Source organism: Streptomyces sp. NPDC001787 (genome assembly GCF_040297465.1).
In the GTDB taxonomy this organism is placed as follows: Bacteria; Actinomycetota; Actinomycetes; order Streptomycetales; family Streptomycetaceae; genus Streptomyces.
In genome coordinates this window covers 1-22,090 of the sequence record NZ_JBEOZE010000002.1, presented here as the reverse complement: position 1 = coordinate 22,090, position 22,090 = coordinate 1, and the positions used below count along the sequence as shown (strand labels likewise).

Annotated in this window: 20 protein-coding genes; 7 read left to right on the top strand and 13 right to left on the bottom strand. The window is 72.7% G+C overall.

Translation table 11 applies throughout. The annotated features are described in order from the left end of the window. Nucleotides 1-37: 37 nt before the first annotated feature. The 6 genes from ABT170_RS02815 to ABT170_RS02790 all read right to left on the bottom strand — a co-directional run bounded on the left by ABT170_RS02815 (nucleotide 38) and on the right by ABT170_RS02790 (nucleotide 8,300). The gene (locus ABT170_RS02815; protein WP_351863624.1) at nucleotides 38-1,276 is read right to left on the bottom strand and encodes an FxsB family cyclophane-forming radical SAM/SPASM peptide maturase; all 1,239 of its coding nucleotides are present in this window, start codon (nucleotides 1,274-1,276) and stop codon (nucleotides 38-40) included. Continuing rightward, nucleotides 1,273-1,449: a YxD-tail cyclophane-containing RiPP peptide gene (locus ABT170_RS02810; protein WP_266923785.1), complete on the bottom strand. Its 177-nt coding sequence runs from the start codon at nucleotides 1,447-1,449 to the stop codon at nucleotides 1,273-1,275. Before ABT170_RS02810 ends, ABT170_RS02815 begins: the two co-directional genes overlap by 4 nt. After that, complete coding sequence (locus ABT170_RS02805; protein WP_351863622.1) at nucleotides 1,446-4,835, bottom strand: SAV_2336 N-terminal domain-related protein; 3,390 nt, start codon at nucleotides 4,833-4,835, stop codon at nucleotides 1,446-1,448. Before ABT170_RS02805 ends, ABT170_RS02810 begins: the two co-directional genes overlap by 4 nt. A gap of 7 nt (nucleotides 4,836-4,842) precedes the next feature. Further along, nucleotides 4,843-5,853 carry an AAA family ATPase gene (locus tag ABT170_RS02800; RefSeq protein ID WP_329942068.1) on the bottom strand — a complete coding sequence of 337 codons (1,011 nt, stop codon included), beginning with the start codon at nucleotides 5,851-5,853 and terminating at the stop codon, nucleotides 4,843-4,845. 127 nt (nucleotides 5,854-5,980) lie between these two features. After that, nucleotides 5,981-7,951 (bottom strand): VMAP-C domain-containing protein, encoded by a 1,971-nt coding sequence (locus ABT170_RS02795; protein WP_329942067.1) that lies wholly within the window; start codon nucleotides 7,949-7,951, stop codon nucleotides 5,981-5,983. Further along, nucleotides 7,944-8,300, bottom strand: coding sequence for a CU044_2847 family protein (locus ABT170_RS02790; protein WP_266923778.1), 357 nt, complete (start codon nucleotides 8,298-8,300; stop codon nucleotides 7,944-7,946). Before ABT170_RS02790 ends, ABT170_RS02795 begins: the two co-directional genes overlap by 8 nt. A gap of 178 nt (nucleotides 8,301-8,478) precedes the next feature. On the opposite strand from ABT170_RS02790, the gene ABT170_RS02785 reads away from it, so the two are divergent. Then, the gene (locus ABT170_RS02785) at nucleotides 8,479-8,664 is read left to right on the top strand and encodes a DUF6104 family protein (RefSeq protein ID WP_003966321.1); all 186 of its coding nucleotides are present in this window, start codon (nucleotides 8,479-8,481) and stop codon (nucleotides 8,662-8,664) included. A 133-nt stretch (nucleotides 8,665-8,797) separates the two neighbouring features. Here ABT170_RS02785 and ABT170_RS02780 read toward each other — a convergent pair whose 3' ends face one another. Beyond that, complete coding sequence (locus ABT170_RS02780) at nucleotides 8,798-9,664, bottom strand: hypothetical protein (protein WP_351863619.1); 867 nt, start codon at nucleotides 9,662-9,664, stop codon at nucleotides 8,798-8,800. A 174-nt stretch (nucleotides 9,665-9,838) separates the two neighbouring features. Between ABT170_RS02780 and ABT170_RS02775 the strand changes: the two genes are divergently transcribed. Together ABT170_RS02775 and ABT170_RS02770 are read left to right on the top strand one after the other, a co-directional pair. After that, complete coding sequence (locus tag ABT170_RS02775; protein ID WP_329942065.1) at nucleotides 9,839-10,696, top strand: DUF4097 family beta strand repeat-containing protein; 858 nt, start codon at nucleotides 9,839-9,841, stop codon at nucleotides 10,694-10,696. A 1-nt stretch (nucleotide 10,697) separates the two neighbouring features. Continuing rightward, nucleotides 10,698-11,753: a PadR family transcriptional regulator gene (locus tag ABT170_RS02770; protein ID WP_351863617.1), complete on the top strand. Its 1,056-nt coding sequence runs from the start codon at nucleotides 10,698-10,700 to the stop codon at nucleotides 11,751-11,753. A gap of 99 nt (nucleotides 11,754-11,852) precedes the next feature. Here ABT170_RS02770 and ABT170_RS02765 read toward each other — a convergent pair whose 3' ends face one another. The 4 genes from ABT170_RS02765 to ABT170_RS02750 are packed head-to-tail and all read right to left on the bottom strand — an operon-like array spanning nucleotide 11,853 to nucleotide 14,622. After that, nucleotides 11,853-12,443 (bottom strand): Clp protease N-terminal domain-containing protein, encoded by a 591-nt coding sequence (locus tag ABT170_RS02765; RefSeq protein ID WP_329942063.1) that lies wholly within the window; start codon nucleotides 12,441-12,443, stop codon nucleotides 11,853-11,855. Further along, the gene (locus ABT170_RS02760) at nucleotides 12,443-12,652 is read right to left on the bottom strand and encodes a helix-turn-helix domain-containing protein (RefSeq protein WP_329942062.1); all 210 of its coding nucleotides are present in this window, start codon (nucleotides 12,650-12,652) and stop codon (nucleotides 12,443-12,445) included. The genes ABT170_RS02765 and ABT170_RS02760 overlap by 1 nt, the downstream gene beginning before the upstream one ends. Nucleotides 12,653-12,683: 31 nt before the next feature. Next, a complete protein-coding gene (locus ABT170_RS02755; protein ID WP_351863615.1) occupies nucleotides 12,684-13,220 on the bottom strand; it encodes a GNAT family N-acetyltransferase in 537 nt (178 codons plus the stop codon). Beyond that, entirely contained in the window at nucleotides 13,213-14,622 is a 1,410-nt protein-coding gene (locus tag ABT170_RS02750; RefSeq protein WP_351863614.1) for a cellulase family glycosylhydrolase, read from the bottom strand. The genes ABT170_RS02755 and ABT170_RS02750 overlap by 8 nt, the downstream gene beginning before the upstream one ends. Nucleotides 14,623-14,873: 251 nt before the next feature. Here ABT170_RS02750 and ABT170_RS02745 point away from each other — a divergent pair, with 251 nt between their 5' ends. Next, a complete protein-coding gene (locus tag ABT170_RS02745; RefSeq protein ID WP_351863613.1) occupies nucleotides 14,874-16,298 on the top strand; it encodes a hypothetical protein in 1,425 nt (474 codons plus the stop codon). A 32-nt stretch (nucleotides 16,299-16,330) separates the two neighbouring features. Here the strand turns inward: ABT170_RS02745 and ABT170_RS02740 are convergent, their stop codons facing one another. Beyond that, on the bottom strand, nucleotides 16,331-17,296 hold the full coding sequence (locus ABT170_RS02740; RefSeq protein WP_329942058.1) for a zinc-binding dehydrogenase: 966 nt from the start codon (nucleotides 17,294-17,296) through the stop codon (nucleotides 16,331-16,333). Nucleotides 17,297-17,488: 192 nt separating this feature from the next. Further along, entirely contained in the window at nucleotides 17,489-18,721 is a 1,233-nt protein-coding gene (locus tag ABT170_RS02735) for an NAD(P)-dependent malic enzyme (RefSeq protein WP_329942057.1), read from the bottom strand. A 523-nt stretch (nucleotides 18,722-19,244) separates the two neighbouring features. Here ABT170_RS02735 and ABT170_RS02730 point away from each other — a divergent pair. Genes ABT170_RS02730 through ABT170_RS02720 form a run of 3 tightly spaced genes read left to right on the top strand, consistent with a single transcriptional unit; the run spans nucleotide 19,245 to nucleotide 21,939 of the window. Further along, nucleotides 19,245-20,204, top strand: a complete 960-nt coding sequence (locus ABT170_RS02730; RefSeq protein WP_329942056.1) for an ABC transporter substrate-binding protein — start codon at nucleotides 19,245-19,247, stop codon at nucleotides 20,202-20,204. 29 nt (nucleotides 20,205-20,233) lie between these two features. Further along, nucleotides 20,234-21,181: an amino acid ABC transporter permease gene (locus tag ABT170_RS02725; RefSeq protein ID WP_329942055.1), complete on the top strand. Its 948-nt coding sequence runs from the start codon at nucleotides 20,234-20,236 to the stop codon at nucleotides 21,179-21,181. Next, nucleotides 21,178-21,939, top strand: a complete 762-nt coding sequence (locus tag ABT170_RS02720; RefSeq protein ID WP_329942054.1) for an amino acid ABC transporter ATP-binding protein — start codon at nucleotides 21,178-21,180, stop codon at nucleotides 21,937-21,939. The genes ABT170_RS02725 and ABT170_RS02720 overlap by 4 nt, the downstream gene beginning before the upstream one ends. The last annotated feature ends 151 nt before the right edge of the window (nucleotides 21,940-22,090 follow it).

Sequence of the window (22,090 nt, the reverse complement as noted above, 5' to 3'; positions counted from 1 at the left end):
TTGTGCGCAAGCTCTTCGATTGTGCGTCAGATTCCGCTCAGTGAGGGCAGGTTGGCGAACAGTGACCATTGTCTCCCGCGTCACACAGGCGCCGGGCGATGTGCCGTATGAGGTGTTCGAGGTCGGCACAGTAGACGCTGGGGTGCAGAAAGCCGCTGTTCGGGGCGTATCGGTGCGCGTAGTTGCCGCCGCCGCACACCCGGAGCACCGGGCAGCCCCGGCACTCCGGCGCGAGCCCCTGTTCACCCAGCTGCCGTGCCGCGACTCCGGGGTGGCGCAGCGCCTGGTCGAAGGAGTTGGCGAAGACGTCCAGGCCGGTCTCGGGGGCGCCCGCGTAGGCGCTCTTGAGCGAGTCGACCTGCTCGATCGCACCGTCCGTGTCGACCACGATCGCCGCCATCGGGGAGAGACCGACCGCCTCGGCGGTGCTCCGGCTGCCCAGCAGCAGGGCCAGTATCTCCGTGAACAGCCGGACCCTCGTCCGCAGCCCGTCCGCGTGCCACCACAGGTCGAAGACCTCGGCGAGCCACTGCCCGTACGGTGCCGGGTGCGGCCGGTGCCGTCCGGGGCGGGCGGGCCGCTTCCCCGCCGGGGGCGTGCCCCAGTTGGCGTGCGGCAGCAGGAAGTCCAGTCCGGGCGGGTCCAGGGCGAGCAGCGAGGTGTAGACCTCGCGCGGGTCTCCGGCGAGGTCGATGGTGCTGAGGATGCCCGCGTACTGCGCACCGCGCCGGGCGAGCAGGGCGGCGGCGCGGGACGCGGCGGGCCAGGAGGGCCTTCCGTCGTGGCCCAGGCGCCGGCCGTCGAGGCGGGCGTTCCCGCCGTCGAGGCTGAGGCCCACCCGGATGCCCTCGTCACCGAGCCGGTCGAGGACGGTGCCGGTCAGCAGCGTGCCGTTGGTCTGCACGGTGGGCAGCACCTCGCAGTCCGCGGGCACCGCCCGGCGTACCGCGCGGGTGTACGCGAGCAGCGGCCCGGGGCCCGCCAGCAGGGGTTCGCCGCCGTGCAGTTCGACCCGGATGCGGTCCAGGCCGTGGGCGGCGGCATGCTCGCCGATGCGGTCGGCGGCGCGGGCCATGGTCTCCTCCGCCACCCGCGCCGGGCGCTCGCGCCAGCTGGTGTCGGGGCTGCGGTAGATGTAGCAGTAGTCGCAGGCGAGGTTGCACCGGCTGTGCACCTTGAGCACGAACTGCCGCAGCGGGACCGGGGTCAGGTTGGAGGCGTCCAGCGCCCGGTGCGGCCAGTGCGGAACGGGGCCCGCCGTGGTGTCCGCCGTCATGGGGCGTCCTCGTAGTACGCCACGCACGGCCCGGACTCGGCGGACCGGTCGCGCAGTCCCGCCAGGACCGCGTCCAGCACCGGGTGTCCGGTCGCGCCGCCGCGGTCGACGAGGGCGGCCAGGGACCCGAAGGAGGGCAGGGGCGTGCTGCTGTCGTCGGGCGGCAACGTCATGCGTCACCCGATTCGAGGCGCCGTACGTTCTCCCTGATCCGGTCCGCGACCCGGCCGTGCTCCCCGCCGTGCTCAGTGAGGACATCGAGTGCGCGGTGGTACTCGGTGAGCGCCCGGTCGGGACCGGCGATCCGCTCCAGCGTCCTGGCCCGGTCCATCAGATGGGCGGCGGCCATGACGGGCGATCCGGCGGCGAGCGCGCGGTCCGCGGCCTGCTTGAAGTAGGCCGCGGCCTCGGTGAACCGCACTTCGGCCCCGACCGCCCGGCCGAGTTCCAGAGCCACCTGGCCGCGGACGGCGTGGGCGGAGGCCGCGACATCGCCCGAGACGGCCCCGCGGGCCGCCGCTCCCAATATCCAGTCGGCCTCGTACAGGTCGACCAGGGCTCCCACGAGCCGGAAGCGGAACAGCAGCGCCAGGCCCAGGTTCATTCTCCGCGCGGCGAGATCCGGGCTGTTCTCCGAGGTGCCCGCCACGGACTGGCGCAGCAGCCGGACCGTCTCGCGCAGATCCTCCTCGGACCTGTTCTGCTGTGCCCGGCGCAGCAGGGTGAGGCCGTATATCTGGAGGTTCCCGGGCTCCCAGGGGCTGTCGGCGGGCGTCCGGGACCAGACCTCCGCCCAGGCCTCGACGGCCCGGTCGAGCGCCTCGTCCGGGGAGTCCATGCCCTCGTGGAAGCGCCGGCTCTCGATGGACGCCTTCGCCTCCAGGCAGCGGAGGATCAGCAGTTCGCGCCGGGAGCCGGCCGGCAGGTTCTCGGCGGCGGCCCGCGCCTCGGTGAGCGCCCGCAGGGCGTGCACCAGGCCCGTCTCCGTGTCGAGGCCGGTCCAGGCCAGCTCATGGGCCTGTGCCAGCGCGGCCCAGCCGTCGACGAGGTCGGCGGGGTCGGGCTGCCAGTGCGCGGCGGCCTCGGGCCGCGGCTCCTCGCCGTCCCGGTCGCCGGTGAGCAGGTGCGCCATCCGGGCCAGCGACTCGGTCAGGTCGGCGCGGGCGCGCCGGGCGGCGTCCCGTACCCGCTCGGGGTCGGTGGCCGGGCCGCTGTCCGTCGTCCCCGCCAGCCGGCGGGCGAGCATGATGTAGGACCGGCCGCGCAGGTACAGCGACGAGGGCGGTACGGGGTCCGCCTCGACCAGCGTGTCCAGCACGCCGATCGACCGGAGCATCATGGCCGAATACCACTCCTGGGGATCTTCGGGCGGCGGGCTGTGCAGCCGCAGGGCCTGCTCCGCGAAGTCACCGGCCAGCTCCTGGAGCACCCGGGCGCGGACGATCGCGGCGGTCCTGGCGACCGCGCCGCCCCCGGCGACCGCCTCCGCCAGCGCCCGCTGTGCGTCGTCCAGCAGCAGGAAGCGCACGGAGTCCGCGTCCGCCGTCTGCCCCGGCGCGGCGGCACGCTGCCGGTACCGGCCGGGCACCGCGTCCGTGTCCGCCCCGGCCGCCGCCACCTCCTCGGCCATCCTCACCAGCACGTCGCCCATGGTCCGGTAGGCCCGGGTCACGGTGGGCACGGCCTGTTCCGCGGCCTGGAGGGCGCCCTGGAGGTCTTCACCGAGCCTGCGCGCCTCCCACCGCTCGACGAGGGCCGAGGCCAGGGACGCGTACAGCTCGGCCTGTTCCGGGCGGCGGCGCTCGGCCCCGGACGCCGAGCCGAGCAGCGCGATTCCGGCGTCCAGGTCCCGGGCGGTGCCCTGCAGCCGGAACCGCTCCAGCCGTGCCCGCGCCTCCGCCGCCGCGTCACCGGGCGAGTCGGTGTGCTCCGTGGCGGCGGTGACGGGCCGGGGCAGCGAGCGGCGCAGCACCCGGGTGGAGACGACGGCGAACTCCCGCAGCAGCGGGTCGTCCGGGGAACCGTCCGGCGGCCGGGGCGGCTCCACGCTGCCCTCCAGATAGGCCACCGCCATCGCGGGGAAGTTGCGGGCCGTGCGCCCCCAGCGCCCCTCGATGTAGCGGGAGAGGTGCTTGAGCGCCAGATCCGGGTCGCCGGGTGCCAGCCGTTGGTACAGCTCGGCCCAGACACCGTCGCGGAACGCGTAGGCGGGGCTGCCGGGTCCTCCGTCGAGACGAGTGAGCAGCCCCCCGAGCAGCACTTCCGCGAGTACGTCGGGACCGCTGTCGGGCAGCATGGCCCGCTGGAGGTGCTGCATCACCGGAAGTTCCAGCGGGGTGGTGGTCAGCCACTGGGCGAGCCGGACCGCGGCGGGCGAGGCATGGCGGCGGAACGCCCGGACCCGTTCCCGGGCCGGTACGTCGGCGGCCCGGCGGGCCGGGGCGGGGGCGGGGCGCGGGTCCGGGCCGACCCAGGCCGCCGCCGCCCGCAGCGTCAGTTCGCCGGTCCCCGACAGCAGCCGGGCCCAGGTCCGCAGGGGCAGGTGATGGGGCGCCAGCACCGGAACGGCCACCGCGTGCCGGGGCGTCTGCCCCGGGGAGAGGAACTCCAGCCGCCCCGCGGGCCCTTCGGGCCTGCGCAGCAGTCCCGGCCGGGCGGGCAGATGGGTGTTGCGCCACATCCGCTGCGGCAGCGGCTGGACGACGGCGACCGGCATGGCGGCCGCCCAGCGGTGGAGCAGCCGGTGCATGGCGCCGTTGCGCCACATCGGTCCGGCGCAGTCGCTGAACAGCAGCGTGATCTGCCGTCCGGTGGGGTCGGTGAACTGGGCCGGGGGCCGCAGCTCGGCCGGGCCGGCGGTGGCCGTGGTGGCGGCGCCCGGGGCGCCGTCCGGGTCCTCGTGCAGATAGTGGACGCGCACCTCGCGGAAGGCACCGGCGCGTTCGAGGACCTCCCGCAGTTCGTCGAGGGTCTGCTCCCACACCATGGTCGAGGAGGAGACGTCCATGAGCAGCTGGGCTCGGGCCACCCGGCGGCGCGCGGGGCGCAGCACCGGCACGGTCAGGCCGGTCTCGGCCGCGCGCTGCGCGGTGGCCTTCTCGTCGAGGAGTCCGCCCGCCGGGCGGGCGGGCGGGCGGAACCGCTGCAGGGGGCGCAGCGCGCGCTGGAGGGCGAGCGGGTCGGGCAGGGTGGGCGCGGTGGGGACCCGTACCGGAGAGCCGCCCTGCCGTGTGCCGGTGCCGTCGGTTCCCTCGCCGTCCGTGGCCGGGGCGCGCAGCGCGGCGAGCCCCTCGGCCGGTGCCGCCGGGCCGCGGACGAGCGGTGCCACCGGATCCGGCGCCGCGATGTTCCCGGTCGCCGGGTCGCCGGGCGGGGGCTCCGCCGCGGCCGGGGCCGACGGCCCGTCCGGCCAGGTGGCGGGCCCGACCCAGCGGGCGAGCCACAGCGCGTCGGCCACCTCTTCGGCGGTGGTGCTGAATTCGGCCTCCCGGAGCCGGGCGACCAGGGCGGTGAGCACGCCGTGCTCAGCGCCGGCTGCCCTGCGGGAGGCGGAGTTCATCGCGGCGTCACCGCTGCTGGGGGTGCTGCTCCAGGGGACGCATCAGCAGCCGGGCGATGCTGTCCCGCCGGCTGCCTGCCTCCCGTGCGGTGTGCTGGGTGAGGAAGATCGCGTTGAGCAGTTCGTCGGTCGGCCGCAGCCCCTCGTCGTCGCCCCGGCTGAAGCTCTCCAGAAGGTCCCGGTTGGCCTCGTGCGCGCCCTCCCCGAAGTGGGCGTGCACCAGCGCGGCGAGCCTTTCGTTGCGCGGTGGTTCCAGATTGAGCCGGATGCAGCGGCGCAGCAGGGGCTTGGGGAAGTCGCGCTCGCCGTTGCTCGTCATCACGACGAAGGGGAAGGCGCGGCAGCGCACCCTTCCGTCGACGACGGGCACACTGCGGCCGTCGTCGTCCAGGACGGTGACGGGCGCGTGTCCCTCGCGCTTGGCGGTGCGCTCCAGTTCGGGGATGCGGAACTCGCCCTCCTCCAGCACGTTCAGCAGGTCGTTCGGCAGGTCGATGTCGCTCTTGTCGAGCTCGTCGATGAGCAGCACCCGCGGGCGTTCCGCCGGGAGGAGCGCCGTGCCGAGCGGGCCGAGCTTGATGTACTCGCCGATGTCGCCCTCGCCCGCGCCGCGTTCGCGGGAGAGCTGGGCGTCCTGGAGCCGGCCGATCGCGTCGTACTCGTACAGCCCCTGCTTCAGCTCCGTACGGCTGACGACGGACCACTGCAGGACCCGGCCCAGGCCCAGCTCCCGGGCGACGGCGTGGGCGAGCGTGCTCTTGCCGGAGCCGGGCTCGCCGGTCACCAGGAGCGGTCGCCGCAGATACAGGGCGGCGTTGATGAGCTGGATCGCGTCCTCGTCCTGGACGGGGAGCAGGGGGCGCCCGCCGAGGCGCCGCTTCGTCGAGGAGTCCGGGTCGGGGACCGGGAGCCCGGTCGGCTCACCGGTGAAGTCGCGCCAGGGCGGCGGGGGCGGAAGCTCGCCGATCCGTTCCGGGGCGGGCTCTCCCTCACCCCGGTAAATCAGCCAGTTGCTCATTTCTCGCTCCTCGTCGGCGGTCGGTGACTTCCCGCGCTCTGGCCGACGGGGGCAGGCAACGCCCGCAATGGGCCCACGGGAATGTACCCCCGTAAGGCCCGGCCAAAGCTGATTTCCGGCCAAGTCGTCATGGTGAGTCCACCGGTCCCACGGGTCGCTCCGGCACCGGGCGTCGGGGGTCGTCGTACATGACGGCGACGGATTCGGCCCAGTGCCCCGTCGTCCGGTTCTCGTGGATCTCTTCTCTGATGCGCCGCAGCCGGTCGGGGAGTTCGGGGAGCGACTCGGTGCGCGCCAGCAGTTCGGCGACCCCCTTGTGCAGGTCCTCGCAGTCGCTGTCGCAGGGGCCCCGGTCATGGCCGTCGATGCGCCACAGGGCGATGCCGTGGCCCGTCTCGAAGGCGAACTCGATGGCCTTGCGGCCGATGCCCCGGCTCGCGGGATGGCACAGCACGGGGATGCCGGAGGGCTGGATCTCGGCGAAGTGCCTGCTCCGGGGCGGCTGTCCGGCGGGCGGCACCCGGCTCGCCGTGAGCGGTCCGCGGCCGGCCGCCGCACTCCAGCGGTCCGACCAGCCGGCGTCCGGCTCCCCCCGGCGGTCCACGTTGCGCAGGACGATCCGCCGCCTCACCCCGACCGGAAGGTGGGCGGGGTCGCCCAGGCGCGCGTCGTCGGCGAGCTGCCACCGGTGTACGGGGGTGTCGAAGTACCCGGCGGGTACGACGACTTCGCAGGGTGCGGGCACCCCGCTCGCCATGTCGGCGAACTGGAATGCCTCGGCGAGGTGTTCGCGCAGGTTGACGCGGAGCCGGCCGGGCGCCACGCCGTTCGGGTCGGTCTCCGAGGCGAAGATCTCGTGGTCGCCGCTGCCGTCGTCGATCCTGATCTGCCAGTGCAGGGTCCCGTAGGGCAGTTCGTCGAGTTCGACGACGACGATGTGGGCCGGGTCGGCGAGGCCGGGGTAGGGGATGACGACACGCTCCGTGCTGTCCCTCTCCGGCAGCCGGGCCTGTTCCACCAGCCGCCGCAGGTGCGGGGGCAGCCTGCGCAGCCGCCCGTCCAGCCAGTCGTCGAGCCCGCTCGTGTCGCCCCCGTAGCCGCGGGTGAGTTCGCCGACGAGCCGCAGGTAGTGCATGAAGACGTACGCCGGGAGCGGGGTGCCGTCGCCCCGGTAGAGCAGCCCGTGCCCGTCACGCCAGGTCAGGGGCGCCGGCACGGTGTGCGGCAGCCGTTCGTTGCGCACGTGGCGGGCGAGCCCCGCGGCATCGCCCGCCAGGGGCGTGGCCAGGCCCGCGAGGTGGTTCAGCGCGTTCACCCGGTCCTCGGGGGACCACTGTTCGGCGTCGGCGCCGGAGCCCCCGCCGACGAGCCGGCCCTGGTGGGAGGTCCAGCTGCCGGTGTCGGCCCGGCGGCCGTGGTGCCAGCGGTCATGGGCGTCCATGACCTCGCGGTACAGCACGCCGAACCGGCGCAGGGCTGCGGCGGACACGGCCCGTCCGCCGTCCTGCTCCGCGCGGCCGGACTTCACGATCTCCAGCACGGCGCCGGTGGCGGGATCCAGTACCGGTCCGCCCGAGACACCCGGAGGGAATTCGGCCAGGGACTCGAACCGGACGGCGAGTGCCCCGTCGTCGACGTTCGCCTTGACCGCGCCGCGCCAGAGCCCGTACGGACTGATGTCCTCCTCGGCCTCGTCCGGGGTCGGCCGGAAACCGAACGCCACCCGGTCACCGCCGCTGGAGACCATCTGGTCGCTGAGCCAGACGCACTCGTGCTCGACCGTGTCGTCGAGCAGCCGCACCAGGGCCAGATCGCGCTGGGCCGGGACGTGATCGCTCCACGGGTCACCCACGAGCCACTGCTCCAGCCGTGCCGGGGCCGGGGCGATGCCGTGCTGCCGCTGGTCACCGGCCACCCTGAAGCGCCGGCCCTGGTCCTCCCGCACATACGGGAGGAGCACATGCGCGGCGGTCAGGATCCAGCCGGGCGCGACGAAGAAGCCACTGCCCCACATCCGGTCCTGGTCCGGTTCCGGCGGCAGGAAGTGAACGGTGGCCGCCCGGACGAGTGCGTCGAGGTCGGGAAGGCCGTCAGACATCCGTGCCGGCCGGCCCCTCCGGGTCCCGCTCGCCCAGCCGCCAGGTGAGGGAGACCTGCACGGACGCCTTGGCCTCGCCGTCCGCGAGGATGGCGAGCGCCTTGCCGGACTTGGTGCTCAGCTCCACCCCGAAGGTGACCGAGGCCTCGTGCGGCTTGACCGCGGCCGCGGCGTCCAGGACGGTGCCGCCGACCCGGGCGATCAGCTCGTTGAGCTGCTCCAGCCTGGCCGCGGCGGCGTCGGCCACGCCGACGTCCCGGTCGGACGACCCGTACCCCTCGGCCGCGCTGACCCTGGCATAGACGATCTTGCCGTCACCGAGATCGATACGACGGACACGACCACTCACGGCTCCCCCGATCCGCACGTCAAGGCAGGTGCCCCGGCGCTGACTTGATCCGGCCGACAAGATTACTGTCCGGCACCCCGGCAGGCGAGGGGGAACCACTTCGCACAGTCGAGATCCGGCCGCTTCCGGCGACCCCATACCCTGAGGGGAGAACTTCCGTACGCAACAGGAGCACGTCTTGTACTTCACCGACCGTGGCATCGAGGAACTGGAGAAGCGGCGCGGCGAGGAGGAGGTCACTTTCGAGTGGCTCGCCGAGCAGCTGCGTACGTTCGTCGACCTCAACCCCGACTTCGAGGTGCCCGTCGAGCGCCTCGCGACCTGGCTGGCACGGCTGGACGACGAGGACGACGAGGACGCGTAGCCGGGGCCTTCGCCCTCCGCCCCGCCCGCCACCCCTGACCCCTGCCCCCTGACCCGGCTCCGTACCGGGCCCGGCTCCGTACGCGACCCGGTCCCGGGCGCTGTCCCGTCCGGCGCCGTTCCCGCCCCCGGCGCTATTCCCGCCCCTGGCCCCCGGGCGGCCGGGTCCCGCGGACGCGGTGGTACGCGATACCCAGCGCGCCCTGCACCAGCAGCACCGCCCCGGCCGCGGCCCAGCCTCCGCTGCGCCGGCGTGCGCCCCACAGCAGGAGCGGCAGCCCGGCCGCGACCTCGGCCACGGCCAGCGCTCGGGCCCCGGGGCCGCGCACCCAGGGGCCGAGGCGGCTGTTCTCGACCGCGTCCAGTTCCACGCGTACGGCGTCGCGCCAGCCCGCCCACTCCACGCGTTCCGTCCCCGGCAGCACCTCGGCCACACCGCGCAGCCGGTCGGCGGACTCGCCGGGGCCGAGGCCCGGCGGCAGGGTCAGTCCGGTGCGGGTGAGCACGGCGAGCAGTCCGGTCAGCCGGGCGCCGGCGTCCGCGTCGGGGTCCGGCAGGGTCAGTTCCTCCAGCGCCTGGAGGTCCAGGACGGGGTCGAGGCCGAGCCGTGCGGCGAAGGTGCGCATGGCCTCGCCCTCGCCCGCCGGAGTGCCGTCGGCGAGCCAGATGTAGCCGACCGGGCGGCGGAACCCGGCGGCCAGTGTGTAGCCGGCCCGGTCGCCGTCCCACCACAGGGCCAGCACCGGCCAGGCGGAGCCGACCGCGAGCGCCGCGGCCCAGCCGCCGAGCACCCGGTCGACGGGCTCGGCCGCCCCGTCCGCCTCGGTGTCCGCGCCCGCCCGCCCCGTGCCCTTCCAGGGCTTCCCCTCCGGTACGAGTGCGCTCCACTCGTCGCCCGCCGGGGTGAGCAGCATCGGCTCGCGCAGGAGGTGAGCCAGGGGCCGTACGGTCTCGGGGTCGGCCCGGCACAGCAGCAGCGCCCCCACGGATGTCGCGTTCATGCCTCACACGCTAGGGCAATTTGCCCATGTATGACGCTATTTGAGCGACACCTCTGGGCGTTCGGGCGATCGGCGGCTCCACCGATCACGCTTGACTTCACCAATCCGCGATATATCGTGTTCGACACGAGACGCGATATGTTGCGTCACCACGCTCTCCGGGAGGTCATATCCATGCCTGTGTCGACGTGGGCCGTCGCCGAGCCGCAGAAGCTCGCCTTCGACGAACCGGTGACCACGCTCCAGGTGCGCGTCGTCAACGGCACCGTCAACGTGGTCGGCAGCGAGGAGCCGTCCGCCCGGCTGGAGATCTCCGCGCTGGAGGGCCCGCCGCTCGTGGTGACCCAGCAGGACGGCACCCTGACCGTCGCCTACGAGGACCTGCACTGGAAGGGCCTCCACAAGTGGCTTGAGGACAAGGGCTGGCGCCGCAGGGCCGTCGTCTCCGTCGTCGTGCCCGCCGACTGTGCCGTTCAGGTCGCGGTGGTCGGCGCCGAGGCCGTCGTCTCCGGAATCCGGGGACGCACCGACGTGCGCGGGGTCAGCGGGGACACCAGTGTGTCGGGCCTCACCGGCAAGGTGACCGCCGAGACGGTGTCCGGGAATCTGGAGGCCCAGGACGTCACCGGCGATCTCCGTTTCCAGTCCGTCTCCGGCGATCTGACCGTGGTCGACGGCGCCGGGACCTCCGTACGCGCCGAGTCCGTCAGCGGTGGCATGATCCTGGACCTCGACCCGTCCGGACGGCCCACCGACATCCGGCTGACCACGGTCTCCGGCGAGATCGCCATCAGGCTGCCGCACCCGGCGGACGCGACGGTCGAGGCGAACACCGCGAGCGGCTCCCTGTCCAGCGCCTTCGAGGACCTGCGGGTCGGCGGACAGTGGGGGGCCAAGAAGATCACCGGCACCCTCGGCGCCGGGACCGGGACTCTGCGGGCGATGACCGCATCCGGTTCGATCGCCCTGCTGCGCCGCCCGCAGGCCGAGGAAGAACCGCACGACACCGAGCCGACCGGAAAGGTTCTCTGAGATGCCCCCCGTATTCGCCCACGGCCGTCTGCGCCTCTACCTGCTGAAGCTGCTGGACGAGGCCCCGCGTCACGGCTACGAGGTGATCCGGCTCCTGGAGGAACGTTTCCAGGGCCTGTACGCGCCCTCGGCGGGCACCGTCTACCCGCGCCTGGCCAAGCTGGAGGCGGAGGGCCTGGTCACCCACGCCACCGAGGGCGGCCGCAAGGTCTACTCGATCACCGACGCGGGACGCGCCGAACTGGCGGGGCGCGGCGGCGAACTGGCCGATCTGGAGCTGGAGATCCGCGATTCCGTCTCCGAGCTGGCCGCCGAGATCCGCGACGACGTCCGTGGAGCGGCGGGCAAGCTGCGCAGCGAGATGCGGGCCGCCGCGTCCGAGTCCCGGCACACCCCGGGCGGCGGAACACCGGGCGGCAAGGGCGCCAAGGGGTCCCGCCCCTACCCGTTCGGCGACCTGGGGGACCTGGGCGACAGCGAGGCATGGCGCACGGCGAAGGAAGAGCTGCGCAAGGCCAAGCAGGAGTGGAAGGAGCAGACCCGCCGCGCGAAGGACGAGTCCCGGCGCGCCCGCGAGGACGCCCAGCAGGCCCGCCGCCAGGCCCAGGAGGCCCACGAGAAGGCGCGCGACCAGATGCAGAACGCCGCACGCCAGGTCCAGGAGCACTTCGCGCGGGGCGACTGGCCCGCCGGCGTGCGCGAGGGCCTGGCCGAGATCACCGGCCAGCTCGGCGGATTCGCCAGGACGGGCAACTGGTCCCCCTTCGGCAGGCCCGAGGACACCGGGACCACCGCGGCGGCCGGGGCCGCCGGAGCGGACCCCGAGTGGGGCCGGGACACGGCCACCACCGGCGACCCGGCCCGCGACCTGGACCGGCTCCTGGACCGCTTCCGCGACGACATCCGCGACGCGGCACGGGACCACGGCGTCACGGAGGAGCAGCTCACCGAGGCCCGCCGCCACCTGGGTACGGCGGCGGCGCACATCGGCTCGCTGCTGCGCGAGGGCGGCTCCGCGGGCGAGGACGACCGCGCCGACGGCCGCGACAGGGGCTGACGGCCGAGGGACGACCCGTACCCCGGCCACACCCCGGCCGCACCCCGCCCCACACGGCCGGGGTGCGGGCGGGGCGGTGAGGCCGGGGCGGGGTGCGGGTCAGCCCGCCTCCGCCCGCGGCCCTCCGCCGTGCCGGTCCGCTCCCCCGGCCCCGTACAGGGCACGCTCCACGGTCGCGTAGGTCGCCCCGTGCTCGGCGAGGACGTCCGCGACCGTCCCGGGGGTGGCGGTGAGCGCCAGCAGCAGGTGCTCCTCGCCGATGAAGCGGTCGCCGCGCCCGAGGGCGACCCTCAGCGACTTCTCCAGGATGGTCTTCGCGCCCGGGGTGAACGGGCGGCGCCCGGACCACCACCGGCGGCTCGTCCGGTCACCGGCGAGCGCGCCCTCGCCGTGCGCCCCTTCCACACGGGACACGATCTCGTCGACATCGATCCCGATCCCGGCGAGCGCGTCCGTGTCGGCCCTGGTCAGGCCTCCGCGCCGACGGGCATCGGCGAGCGAGGACTCCAGCGGGCCACGGCGGTCGGTGAGGCCGAGCGCCGCGACGGCGAAGGCGGCCCGGCCGCCCCTCTGTTCCAGCAGGGCGAGGAGCAGATGCTCCTCGGCGACCGAGCCGGCACCGGCCCGCTCGGCCTGGGCGACGGCACCGGTCACGACGGCTCGGGCGCCCTTGGTGAATCGCTCGAACATCAAAGCCTCCCGTACTTCTTGTGCACGGCCTGCCGGCTGACACCCAGCTCGGCCGCGATCTCCTGCCACGACCAGCCCTGGGCGCGGGCGCTCCTGACCTGTACGGCTTCGAGTTGTTCCAGCAGACGCCGCAGCGCGGCGACGGCCCGCAGCCCGACACGCGGGTCACGGTCACCGGCGCGTGCGGCCAGATCCGTTGCTTCGGTCATGCCGTCAACCTACGTTGACATAGCCATCTCGTCAACCGTCGTTGACAGAATCGGTCGCGAGACGGGCGTGCCGCTCCACGTCGAACCGCTCCTCGCCGTACCGCAGCTTGCCCCGCTCGATCCCCTCCACCGCGAACCCGGCCCGCCCGGCGACCCGGCAGGAGGCCGGATTGTTCGTCCGGTGCCCCAGTTCGAGCCGGAACAGTCCGAGGTCGCCGAAGGCCCAGCGCGCGAGCGCCCGTACGCCCGCCCCGGCGACACCCCTCCCCCGGGCGGGTCCGGCCGTCCAGTACGAGACCCAGCCCGTGTCGTGGACGCGGTTCACCGCACCCACGGTCACGCACCCGAGCACCTCGCCCTCCCCCACGACGGCCCAGGCGTAGCCGGTCCCGGCCGCGCGCTCCCGCTCCCGGTCCGCCACCCACTCCAGGGCCTCGGCCGGGGTCGTGACGGGACGGGCCGACTGGCGGGACATCCCGGCGGGCGCGAAGGCGCGCAGCACGGCCGGGGCGTCGTCCGGCCGCCAGGAACGCAGCACCAGCCCCTCAGGGGTCTTCATCTCAGCCATGGGCGCCACTCTCGCGCACCGTCACCCCCACCCGCGCCCCGCCCCTCGCCACGACCCTCAGCTCGCCCCCGTGCCGCGCGTCCCCCCGGACCACGGCGTGCCCGTCCACCGAGACCCGCCAGCCCCGCGCCGAGGGCGGCAGCGAGATCTCCGTCGTACCGCGCCGGGCCGCCGTGTAGGTGAGCCGGTAGACCCGGGCATCCGCGTCGTACGTGTCGGAGCGGACCGTGCCCGCGACCGCCGGGGCGTACGGGGTGGCGGTCAGCTCCTTGTTCGTACGGAAGCGGCCCTGCTCGTCGAGGGCGCAGTAGCCGCCCCCGTAGCACCACACATAGCCCGCCCAGCCGGAGCTGTAGCGGTTCAGCGAGGCGACCGCCTCACGGTAGAAACGGTTCATCAGCGGGAGCCCGTTGTTCAGCGGTCCCCATTCGCCGACGACGACCGGCATGCGCCGCTCCCTCGGGTAGGCGGTCACGGCGGCCTCGTACGACTCGATCCAGCCGGCGCCGGGGTCGTAGTCGGCGCCCGCCTCCATCGCCGTGTTGTAGAAGTGCGGGGCGTACACGGCCCTGCGGTCCTCGATCCGGCCCAGCCCGGTGGGTACGCCCTCGCCCACGATCGGCGTGGGCTCGACGAAGATCCAGGTGTCGCGGTCGACCGAACGCACCGCGCGGGCCAGCCTGTTGTACATCGGGGTGAGCTGCTCGGCCTCGATCCTGCGGGCGGCCCCGGGCAGCTCCTCGCCCTCCCGCAGCTCCCCCATCGGCTCGTTGATCAGGTCGTAGCCGATGACCGCCGGGTGGTGCGCGAACCGGCCCGCGAGGACCCGCCACATGTCGGTCTGGGCGCGCCGCAGGTCCGGGTCCTCGTACAGGTGGGTGAAGGCCCGCTGGACGGCCGGCTCGAAGTACTCGGCGAACCAGTCGTCGGGGTGCGGGGTGAACGGCAGCCCGTCGGTACGGGTGGCCCAGGCGGGGATGCCGCGGTGGCCGAAGGCCGGGCCGAAGACGTCCTGGTGGGCGTCGAGGAGGACCTGGACACGGTACTTCCGCGCCCAGTCCAGGATCCGGTCGATCCGGCGCAGATACCGTTCGCTGTACCGGCCCCGCTCCGGCTCCAGATCGTCCCAGAAGACCAGCAGCCGGGCGAAGTTGAACCCCTTGGCCCGCAGATCGCGGAAGTGCTTCTCGGTCACGGCCGTCAGGGCCGCCTCGCCGCTGTTCGCCTTGTCCTCGACGTTCCAGCCGCGCAGGGTGAGGGCCCTGCCCCGGTCGTCGGTCAGCCGCGGGATGCCGCTCCCCGGCCGGTCGGGGGCGGGACGCGCCGACGCGGCGGGGGCGAGAGCCCCGGCCGCCAGTACGGAGGAGACGACGACTGCCACGAGTGCTCTGCCGATTCGCATGGGCAGATCCCATCAGCAGAACTGACACTCCATCAAGAGTGCGTGCGGCGGGGGCTGTCGGTGGACGGTACGGAACATGCGACCGCGATCCGGGCCGGGTTGGAGGCGGACCGGGCCGGGGAAGGACGCGCCGACCGGGTTCCTCCGGAAGGGTGGTGCCCGGGCGGGAGCGGCGGAAGTATGGGCCGAGGACAGCAACCCCGGGGCGCGATCCGTGCCGCCGGGGCGCGAGAACGAGGTGAGGCGGGACCATGCGTAGCTACGCCGGTGCGATGACCGGCAGCCTTCTCTTCGCCACGGTCTGCTGTTTCCCGGTCCCCCTGGCCTACGTCGTGGCCTGCGTCGCCTGGACCGAGGGCGAGGACTGGGCCTGGATCCCGCTGCTCGCCGCGCTGGTCGGCTCGGGCCTGGTCCTCATCCTGGCCTCCAGCCTCACGCGCCGCGGATTCCCCCGGATCACGCGCGCCGACCGGGTCGAGGACGGCGGCTTCTCCTACGGCGAGGAGACCTTCGTGATGTGGGCTCCGCAGTCCCCGAAGGGCCATCCCCAGGCACGGCTGGTACGCGCGGATGTACTGGAGGCGTCACTCGCGCGGTACGACCCCGAGGGCGGGACGGGCGTCACGTCGTACCCGGGCGACTACACCCCCGCCGAATTCACCCCACTGGTCGCACTGAGGCTGCGGGTGTACGGGGCGGAGGAAGCCGGGGCGGAGGTCCCGGCGGGATCGTTCGAGATCACGGGCTCGTGGCGGGTCCCGTCCGTGTGTCTGTCAGCGGTCACGGCGGGCCGCCTGGCCGTCCTCGTCGCCCCGGCCGGGCCTTCCGGACCCGCCGGTCCGCCGCCCCATGGGAAGGTCACCCCCCTGTGGCCCAGCAGCACCCTGCTGGCGGGGACCCGGACCTGCCGGGTGGCCGGTCTCGACGGCGGGCTGAGCGAGGCGACCCGGCGCCCCGGCCGCCTGCTGCGGCAGATGCGGATCTCACGGTCGGTGGGAGGCGTCGAGCTGACCGGCGACACGATCGACCTCCGGCGCCTGGACGCCCGCACGGCGGCGCGCTACACCGCGGTGGCCGAGCGGGACCGTTCCTTCCCCGAGGAACCGGCGCCGGTGACCGAGCCGGGCGAGGAGTCCCGGTGGATCGTGGACCGGCTCCCGGGCGAACGGGCGGCGTTCGGGTCCGTCAGCCGGCGGTGGTCGCGCCGCGGTGGTGTTCTGGTGCGGGGCCGGTTCCTCAAGATGCGCTCCACGCACAGCTTCCAGGACCACGGCCCGGTCCTCGATACGGTGCTGCGCGTCCATCCGGCGGACGGCACACCGCCGTTCGAGGCCGCCCGGAGGCTGACGGTCCCGATGACCTATCTGGCGGTGCTGCACCGCACCAGGGAGGTCGTCCTGTACGCGGACCCGGCCGGCAGCTCGTACGTCGTCGACTGGCCCCGCACCAATCTGCTCGCCGGCACCACCGCCGCGGCGGTCATCACCCCCGAGGGCCGGGAGCTCTCCCTGGCGGGGCGCCCCGACGTGATCTGGTCCCTGATGAATCTGCTGGCCTCACACGGCCTCTCGGCCCCGGCCCCCGTCCTGGACCTCCGCAAGCGCCGGATGAGCCCGGTGGCGGGGGCGGCGATGGAACTGACGCGGGTCGGCCAGGACGCCGCGGGCCCTTCCTGAGCCGCCCCCTCCGGCCCCTGAAGGGACGGCCCTCAGGACGAGGTGAGCACGATCTTCCCGAAGTGCTCTCCCGACTCCATCCGTTCGAACCCCTCCCGGGCCCGGTCCAGCGGCAGCACCTCGTCGATGACGGGCCGCACCCCGGTCGCCGCGCAGAAGGCGAGCAGGTCCTCCAGCTCGTCCTTGGAGCCCATCGTGGAGCCGACGACCTTCAGTTCGAGGAAGAAGATCCGGGTGAGTTCGGCATGCGAGGGGCGGTCACCGCTGGTGGCTCCGGAGATGACGATCGTGCCTCCGGGGCGCAGCGCCTTCACCGAGTGGGACCAGGTGGCGGCACCGACCGTCTCGATGACCGCGTCCATGCGGTGGGGAAGCCGGGCGCCGGACTCGTACGCCTCCACGGCGCCGAGCTCGACGGCCCGCCCGCGCCTGTCCTCGTCCCGGCTGGTGGCGAACATCCTCAGTCCGGCCGCCTTGCCGAGCACGATGGCGGCGGTGGCGACACCGCCGCCCGCGCCCTGGACGAGCACGGAATCGCCGGGGCGCACTCCCGCGTTGGTGAACAGCATCCGGTACGCGGTGAGCCAGGCGGTCGGCAGGCAGGCCGCCTGCTCGAAGGTGAGTTCCTTCGGTTTGGGCAGCACGTTCCAGCTGGGCACGGTGACCTGCTCGGCGAAGGTGCCCTGGTAGCGCTCGGTGAGGATGGACCGCGTCTCGCCGGGGCCGACCCCGTGCCCCGTCTGGCCGATCACCGAGTGCAGGACGACCTCGTTGCCGTCCTGGTCGACCCCGGCGGCGTCACAGCCGAGGATCATCGGCAGCTTGTCCTCGGCGAGGCCCACGCCGCGCAGGGACCAGAGGTCGTGATGGTTGAGGGAGGCGGCCCTGACGTCGACGGTGGTCCAGCCGGGACGCGCCTCGGGCGCCGGGCGTTCACCCAGCTCAAGGCCGTTCAGGGGCTGGTCGGGGTCGATGCGGGCTGCGTAGGCGGCGAACATGGCTCGACGATAGGGCGGGGAGCCCGGCGGCGTAACCGGCCGGCGGTGTGACGCACGCCAACCCGCCCCGGAGCACCGCACACGACCGGGTCACGGACGGGCACGGGCCGGGCAGCGGCACCCGCCACCGGCACACGGAAGGGGTGGGGCGGCCCCGTACGCCACGGGCCCGCCCCACCCCCTGTCACCACGTCAGCGGCGCGCGACGCCCTCCGCCCGCGCGGCGGCGGCCACGGCCGCGGTCACCGCCGGGGCGACCCGCTCGTCGAACGGGGACGGGATCACGTAGTCCGCCGCCAGTTCGTCACCGACCACGTCGGCCAGCGCGTTCGCCGCCGCGATCTTCATGCCCTCGGTGATCCGGGAGGCCCGGACCTGGAGCGCGCCGGCGAAGATTCCGGGGAAGGCCAGCACGTTGTTGATCTGGTTCGGGAAGTCCGAACGCCCGGTCGCCACCACCGCCGCGTACTTGTGCGCGATGTCGGGGTGGACCTCGGGATTCGGGTTGGCCATGGCGAAGACGTACGCCCCCGGGGCCATCGAGGCGACGGCCGCCTCCGGGACCGTACCGCCGGAGACACCGATGAACACGTCGGCACCGGCCAGGGCCGACTCCAACGGTCCGGAGATGCCCGCCCTGTTGGTGATCGCGGCCAGCTCCCGCTTGACGTCGGTCAGGTCCTCGCGGTCCCGGCTGACGATGCCCTTGCGGTCGGCCACGGCGATATCGCCGATCCCGGCCTCCAGCAGGAACTTGGCGATGGCCACCCCTGCCGCCCCGGCGCCGGAGATGACCCCGCGCAGATCGCCGAGCGTCCGCCCGGACAGCTTCGCGGCGTTCCGCAGGGCCGCGAGGGTCACGACGGCGGTGCCGTGCTGGTCGTCGTGGAAGACGGGGATGTCCAGGCGCTCCTGGAGCTTGCGCTCGATCTCGAAGCACCGGGGGGCCGAGATGTCCTCCAGGTTCACACCGCCGAAGGAGGGCGCGAGCCGGACGACCGTGTCGACGATCTCGTCCGCGTCGGTGGTGGCGAGCGCGATCGGCACCGCGTCGACCCCGCCGAACTGCTTGAACAGGATCGCCTTGCCCTCCATCACCGGGAGGGACGCCTCGGGACCGATGTCACCGAGACCGAGAACGGCGGTGCCGTCCGTCACGACGGCCACGACCTGCGATTTCCAGGTGTAGTCGTGGACGAGCTCGGGATTCTCGGCGATGGCGCTGCACACCTTGGCGACGCCGGGTGTGTACGCGAGGGAGAGGTCGTCCTTGTCCCGGATCGGGACGGTGGACCGCACGGCCATCTTCCCGCCGCGGTGAAGGGCGAAGGCCGGATCGAAGGGCTCGTCGGCTGTGGTGTCCACGTGATGGATGTCACTGTCAGTAGTGCTGTCGCTGCGAGGATTGACGATCTCCGCTGCCATGGTGTTGACCCCTTAAGTCTTCATCGTTTGAGGGTGGCCACTCCTGGTTGAGGAGGGGTGGGCGGGCACCGCGTACGTGCCTGCGCAGAGTGGTTGGCCCGCTCCCGCAGGGGGGATTACATACGCGCGGGCGCGCCGCACACGCGCCCTGAGCCCCGGATGAGGGGTGTAAACGTCTTTTTTACCTGACGAACAGTGCCTCGGACGAGTCCATATCGAGTCGGTGACGTGACTCATAGTCGAATATCGGGACAAGTCCGCTAAGCGGCATAAAAGTCGTCCACCGGTCGAGACGTGCCGGAGATTCTCCGGCCGGAGGATGCAATTCCCACAGATGGTCCGGCCTTGACGTACCGGCCAGTTGAGGTTCGGGGGTCGCCCGTTACCCGATTTTGACATGACCGGCTCCCTGAATGGGGTAATCCGAATGGCAAGATGCCGTAATCACACAAGGTGGCGACACTCGAAGTTGTGCGCGCGTCCACCTTTCAGCACCCCCCTTCACCTGCCGGAGGACTCCGACATGACCGCAAGCACCACCTGTCGTACGACCGCGAAGTCCCGGATTGCAGCGGTTTGCGCCATCGCGGTCGCCGGCACCATGCTGCTGACCGCCTGTGGCGACCAGACCGACTCCGCCACCAAGAAGCGCGGCGAAACGAACACCACCGAGAACGCCCCGCTCGCCGATCTGCTTCCGCAGGCGATCAGGGACAAGGGCGAGATCAAGGTCGGTTCGGACATCGCCTACCCCCCGGTCGAATTCAAGGACAAGTCCGGCAAGACCGTCGGTATCGACCCCGACATCGGCGACGCGCTCGGCAAGCAGCTCGGGGTGAGGTTCACCTTCGAGAACGGCACTTTCGACACGCTGCTCACCGGGCTGCGTTCCAAGCGCTACGACCTGGCGATGTCGTCGATGACCGACACCAAGGACCGCCAGGAGGGCATCGACTCCGAGACCGGGAAGAAGGTCGGCGAGGGCGTCGACTTCGTCGACTACTTCACCGCCGGTGTCTCGATCTACACCAAGAAGGGCGACGACAGGGGCATCAAGACCTGGTCGGACCTCTGCGGCAAGAAGATCGTGGTCCAGCGCGGCACGGTCTCGCACGACCTGGCCAAGACCGAGAACGAGAAGTGCGGCAGCAAGGGCACGATCTCCATCGAGGCGTTCGACAACGACCTGGAGGCGCAGACCCGCCTGCGCGGCGGCGGCGCGGACGCCGGCTCCTCCGACTTCCCGGTGGCCGCGTACGCGGTGAAGACCTCCGGCGGCGGCAACGACTTCCAGCTGGTCGGCGAGCAGGTCGAGGCGGCCCCGTACGGCATCGCCGTCGCCAAGGACAACAAGGAACTGACCAAGGCCGTGCAGGCCGCGCTCGACGCGATCATCAAGAGCGGCGAGTACGAGAAGATCATCGCCAAGTGGGGTGTGGAGGCCGGAGCGGTCAGCGAGGCCAAGATCAACGGCGGGTCCTGAGCGGAGACCGGGGCTGAAAGGCAGCACCTGTGACTGACATCAAGAAGACAGGGCCGGCCGACACGCCGCCCACTTCCACTCCCACGCCCGTACCGATGGCCATCAAGGCCGTCCCGGTGCGGCACTACGGCCGGTACGTCTCGGCCGTCGTCGCCATCGCCCTGCTGGCCGCACTCGGCTACGCCTTCGCCCAGGGGAAGATCAACTGGAGCGCGATCCCGGACTACTTCTTCGACGACCAGATCCTCCAGGGCGTGAAGAACACCGTCATCATCACCGTGCTGGCGATGATCATCGGTGTGGTGCTGGGCGTCGTGCTCGCGGTGATGCGGCTCTCGAAGAACCCGGTGACGTCCTCGATCGCATGGGGCTACATCTGGTTCTTCCGCGGCACCCCGGTCTACGTACAGCTCCTGGTCTGGTTCAACCTCGGCATCGTGTTCGAGTACATCAACCTCGGGCCGATCTACAAGGACGAGTGGTCGTCCTTCATGACCCCGTTCCTCTGTGCGCTGCTGGGCCTCGGGCTCAATGAGGCCGCGTACATGGCGGAGATCTGCCGGGCCGGGCTCCAGTCCGTCGACGAGGGGCAGACCGAGGCGGCCCACGCGCTGGGCATGAGCCACGGCAAGACCCTGAGCCGGATCGTGGTCCCCCAGGCGATGCGCGTGATCGTGCCGCCGACGGGCAACGAGGTCATCAACATGCTCAAGACCTCGTCGCTGGCGGTGGCCGTCCAGTACACCGAACTGCTGCGTTCGACCCAGAACGTCTCGCAGACCTCGGGGGCGACGGTGGAGATGCTGTTCCTGGCCGCGGCCTGGTACATGATCCTCACCTCGATCCTGAGCATCGGCCAGTTCTACCTGGAGCGCTACTACGCCCGGGGCTCCAGCCGGAGCCTGGCGGCCACACCGTTCCAGAAGGTCAAGGCCGGAGTGCTGTCACTGGGACGCCCGAACGGAGGCTCGGTATGAACCCCATGGTGAAGGCCGAGGGCGTCCACAAGTCCTTCGGCTCCGCGCACATCCTCAAGGGCATCGACCTGGAGGTCGCCCCGCGTGAGGTCTTCTGCCTGATCGGCCCGTCCGGTTCCGGCAAGTCGACCTTCCTGCGGTGCATCAACCACCTGGAGAAGATCAGCGCGGGCCGGCTCTCGGTCGACGGCGAACTGGTCGGATACCGCCAGAAGGGCGACCGGCTCTACGAGCTCAAGGACAGCGAGGTCGCCCGCAAGCGCCGGGACATCGGCATGGTCTTCCAGCGCTTCAACCTGTTCCCGCACATGACGGCCATCGAGAACGTCATGGAGGCCCCCGTCCAGGTCAAGGGCGAGACACGGGCCGTCGCGCACGCGCGCGCCGAACGGCTGCTGGACCGGGTCGGGCTCGCCGACAAGGCGAAGAACTACCCCTCGCAGCTCTCCGGCGGTCAGCAGCAGCGGGTGGCCATCGCCCGCGCGCTGGCCATGGAGCCGAAGCTGATGCTCTTCGACGAGCCGACCTCCGCGCTCGACCCGGAGCTGGTCGGGGATGTCCTGGACGTCATGCGCGGGCTGGCCGAGGACGGCATGACCATGATCGTCGTCACCCATGAGATGGGCTTCGCCCGTGAGGTGGGCGACGCGCTGGTCTTCATGGACGACGGCGTGGTGGTCGAAGCGGGCCACCCGCGCGACGTACTGACGAACCCTCAGCACGACCGGACGAAGTCGTTCCTGTCGAAGGTGCTGTAGGGAGCACGCGTACGGGGAAGGGGGGGGCGGGGGGGCGCCCCCCCCCCCCCCCCCCCCGGGCCGGCCCCCCGCCCCCCCCCCCCCCCCGCGCCGGGGCATCAACGCCCGCCCCCCCGGGGGCGCCGGGGGGGGCCCGACGGGGCGGGCCGCC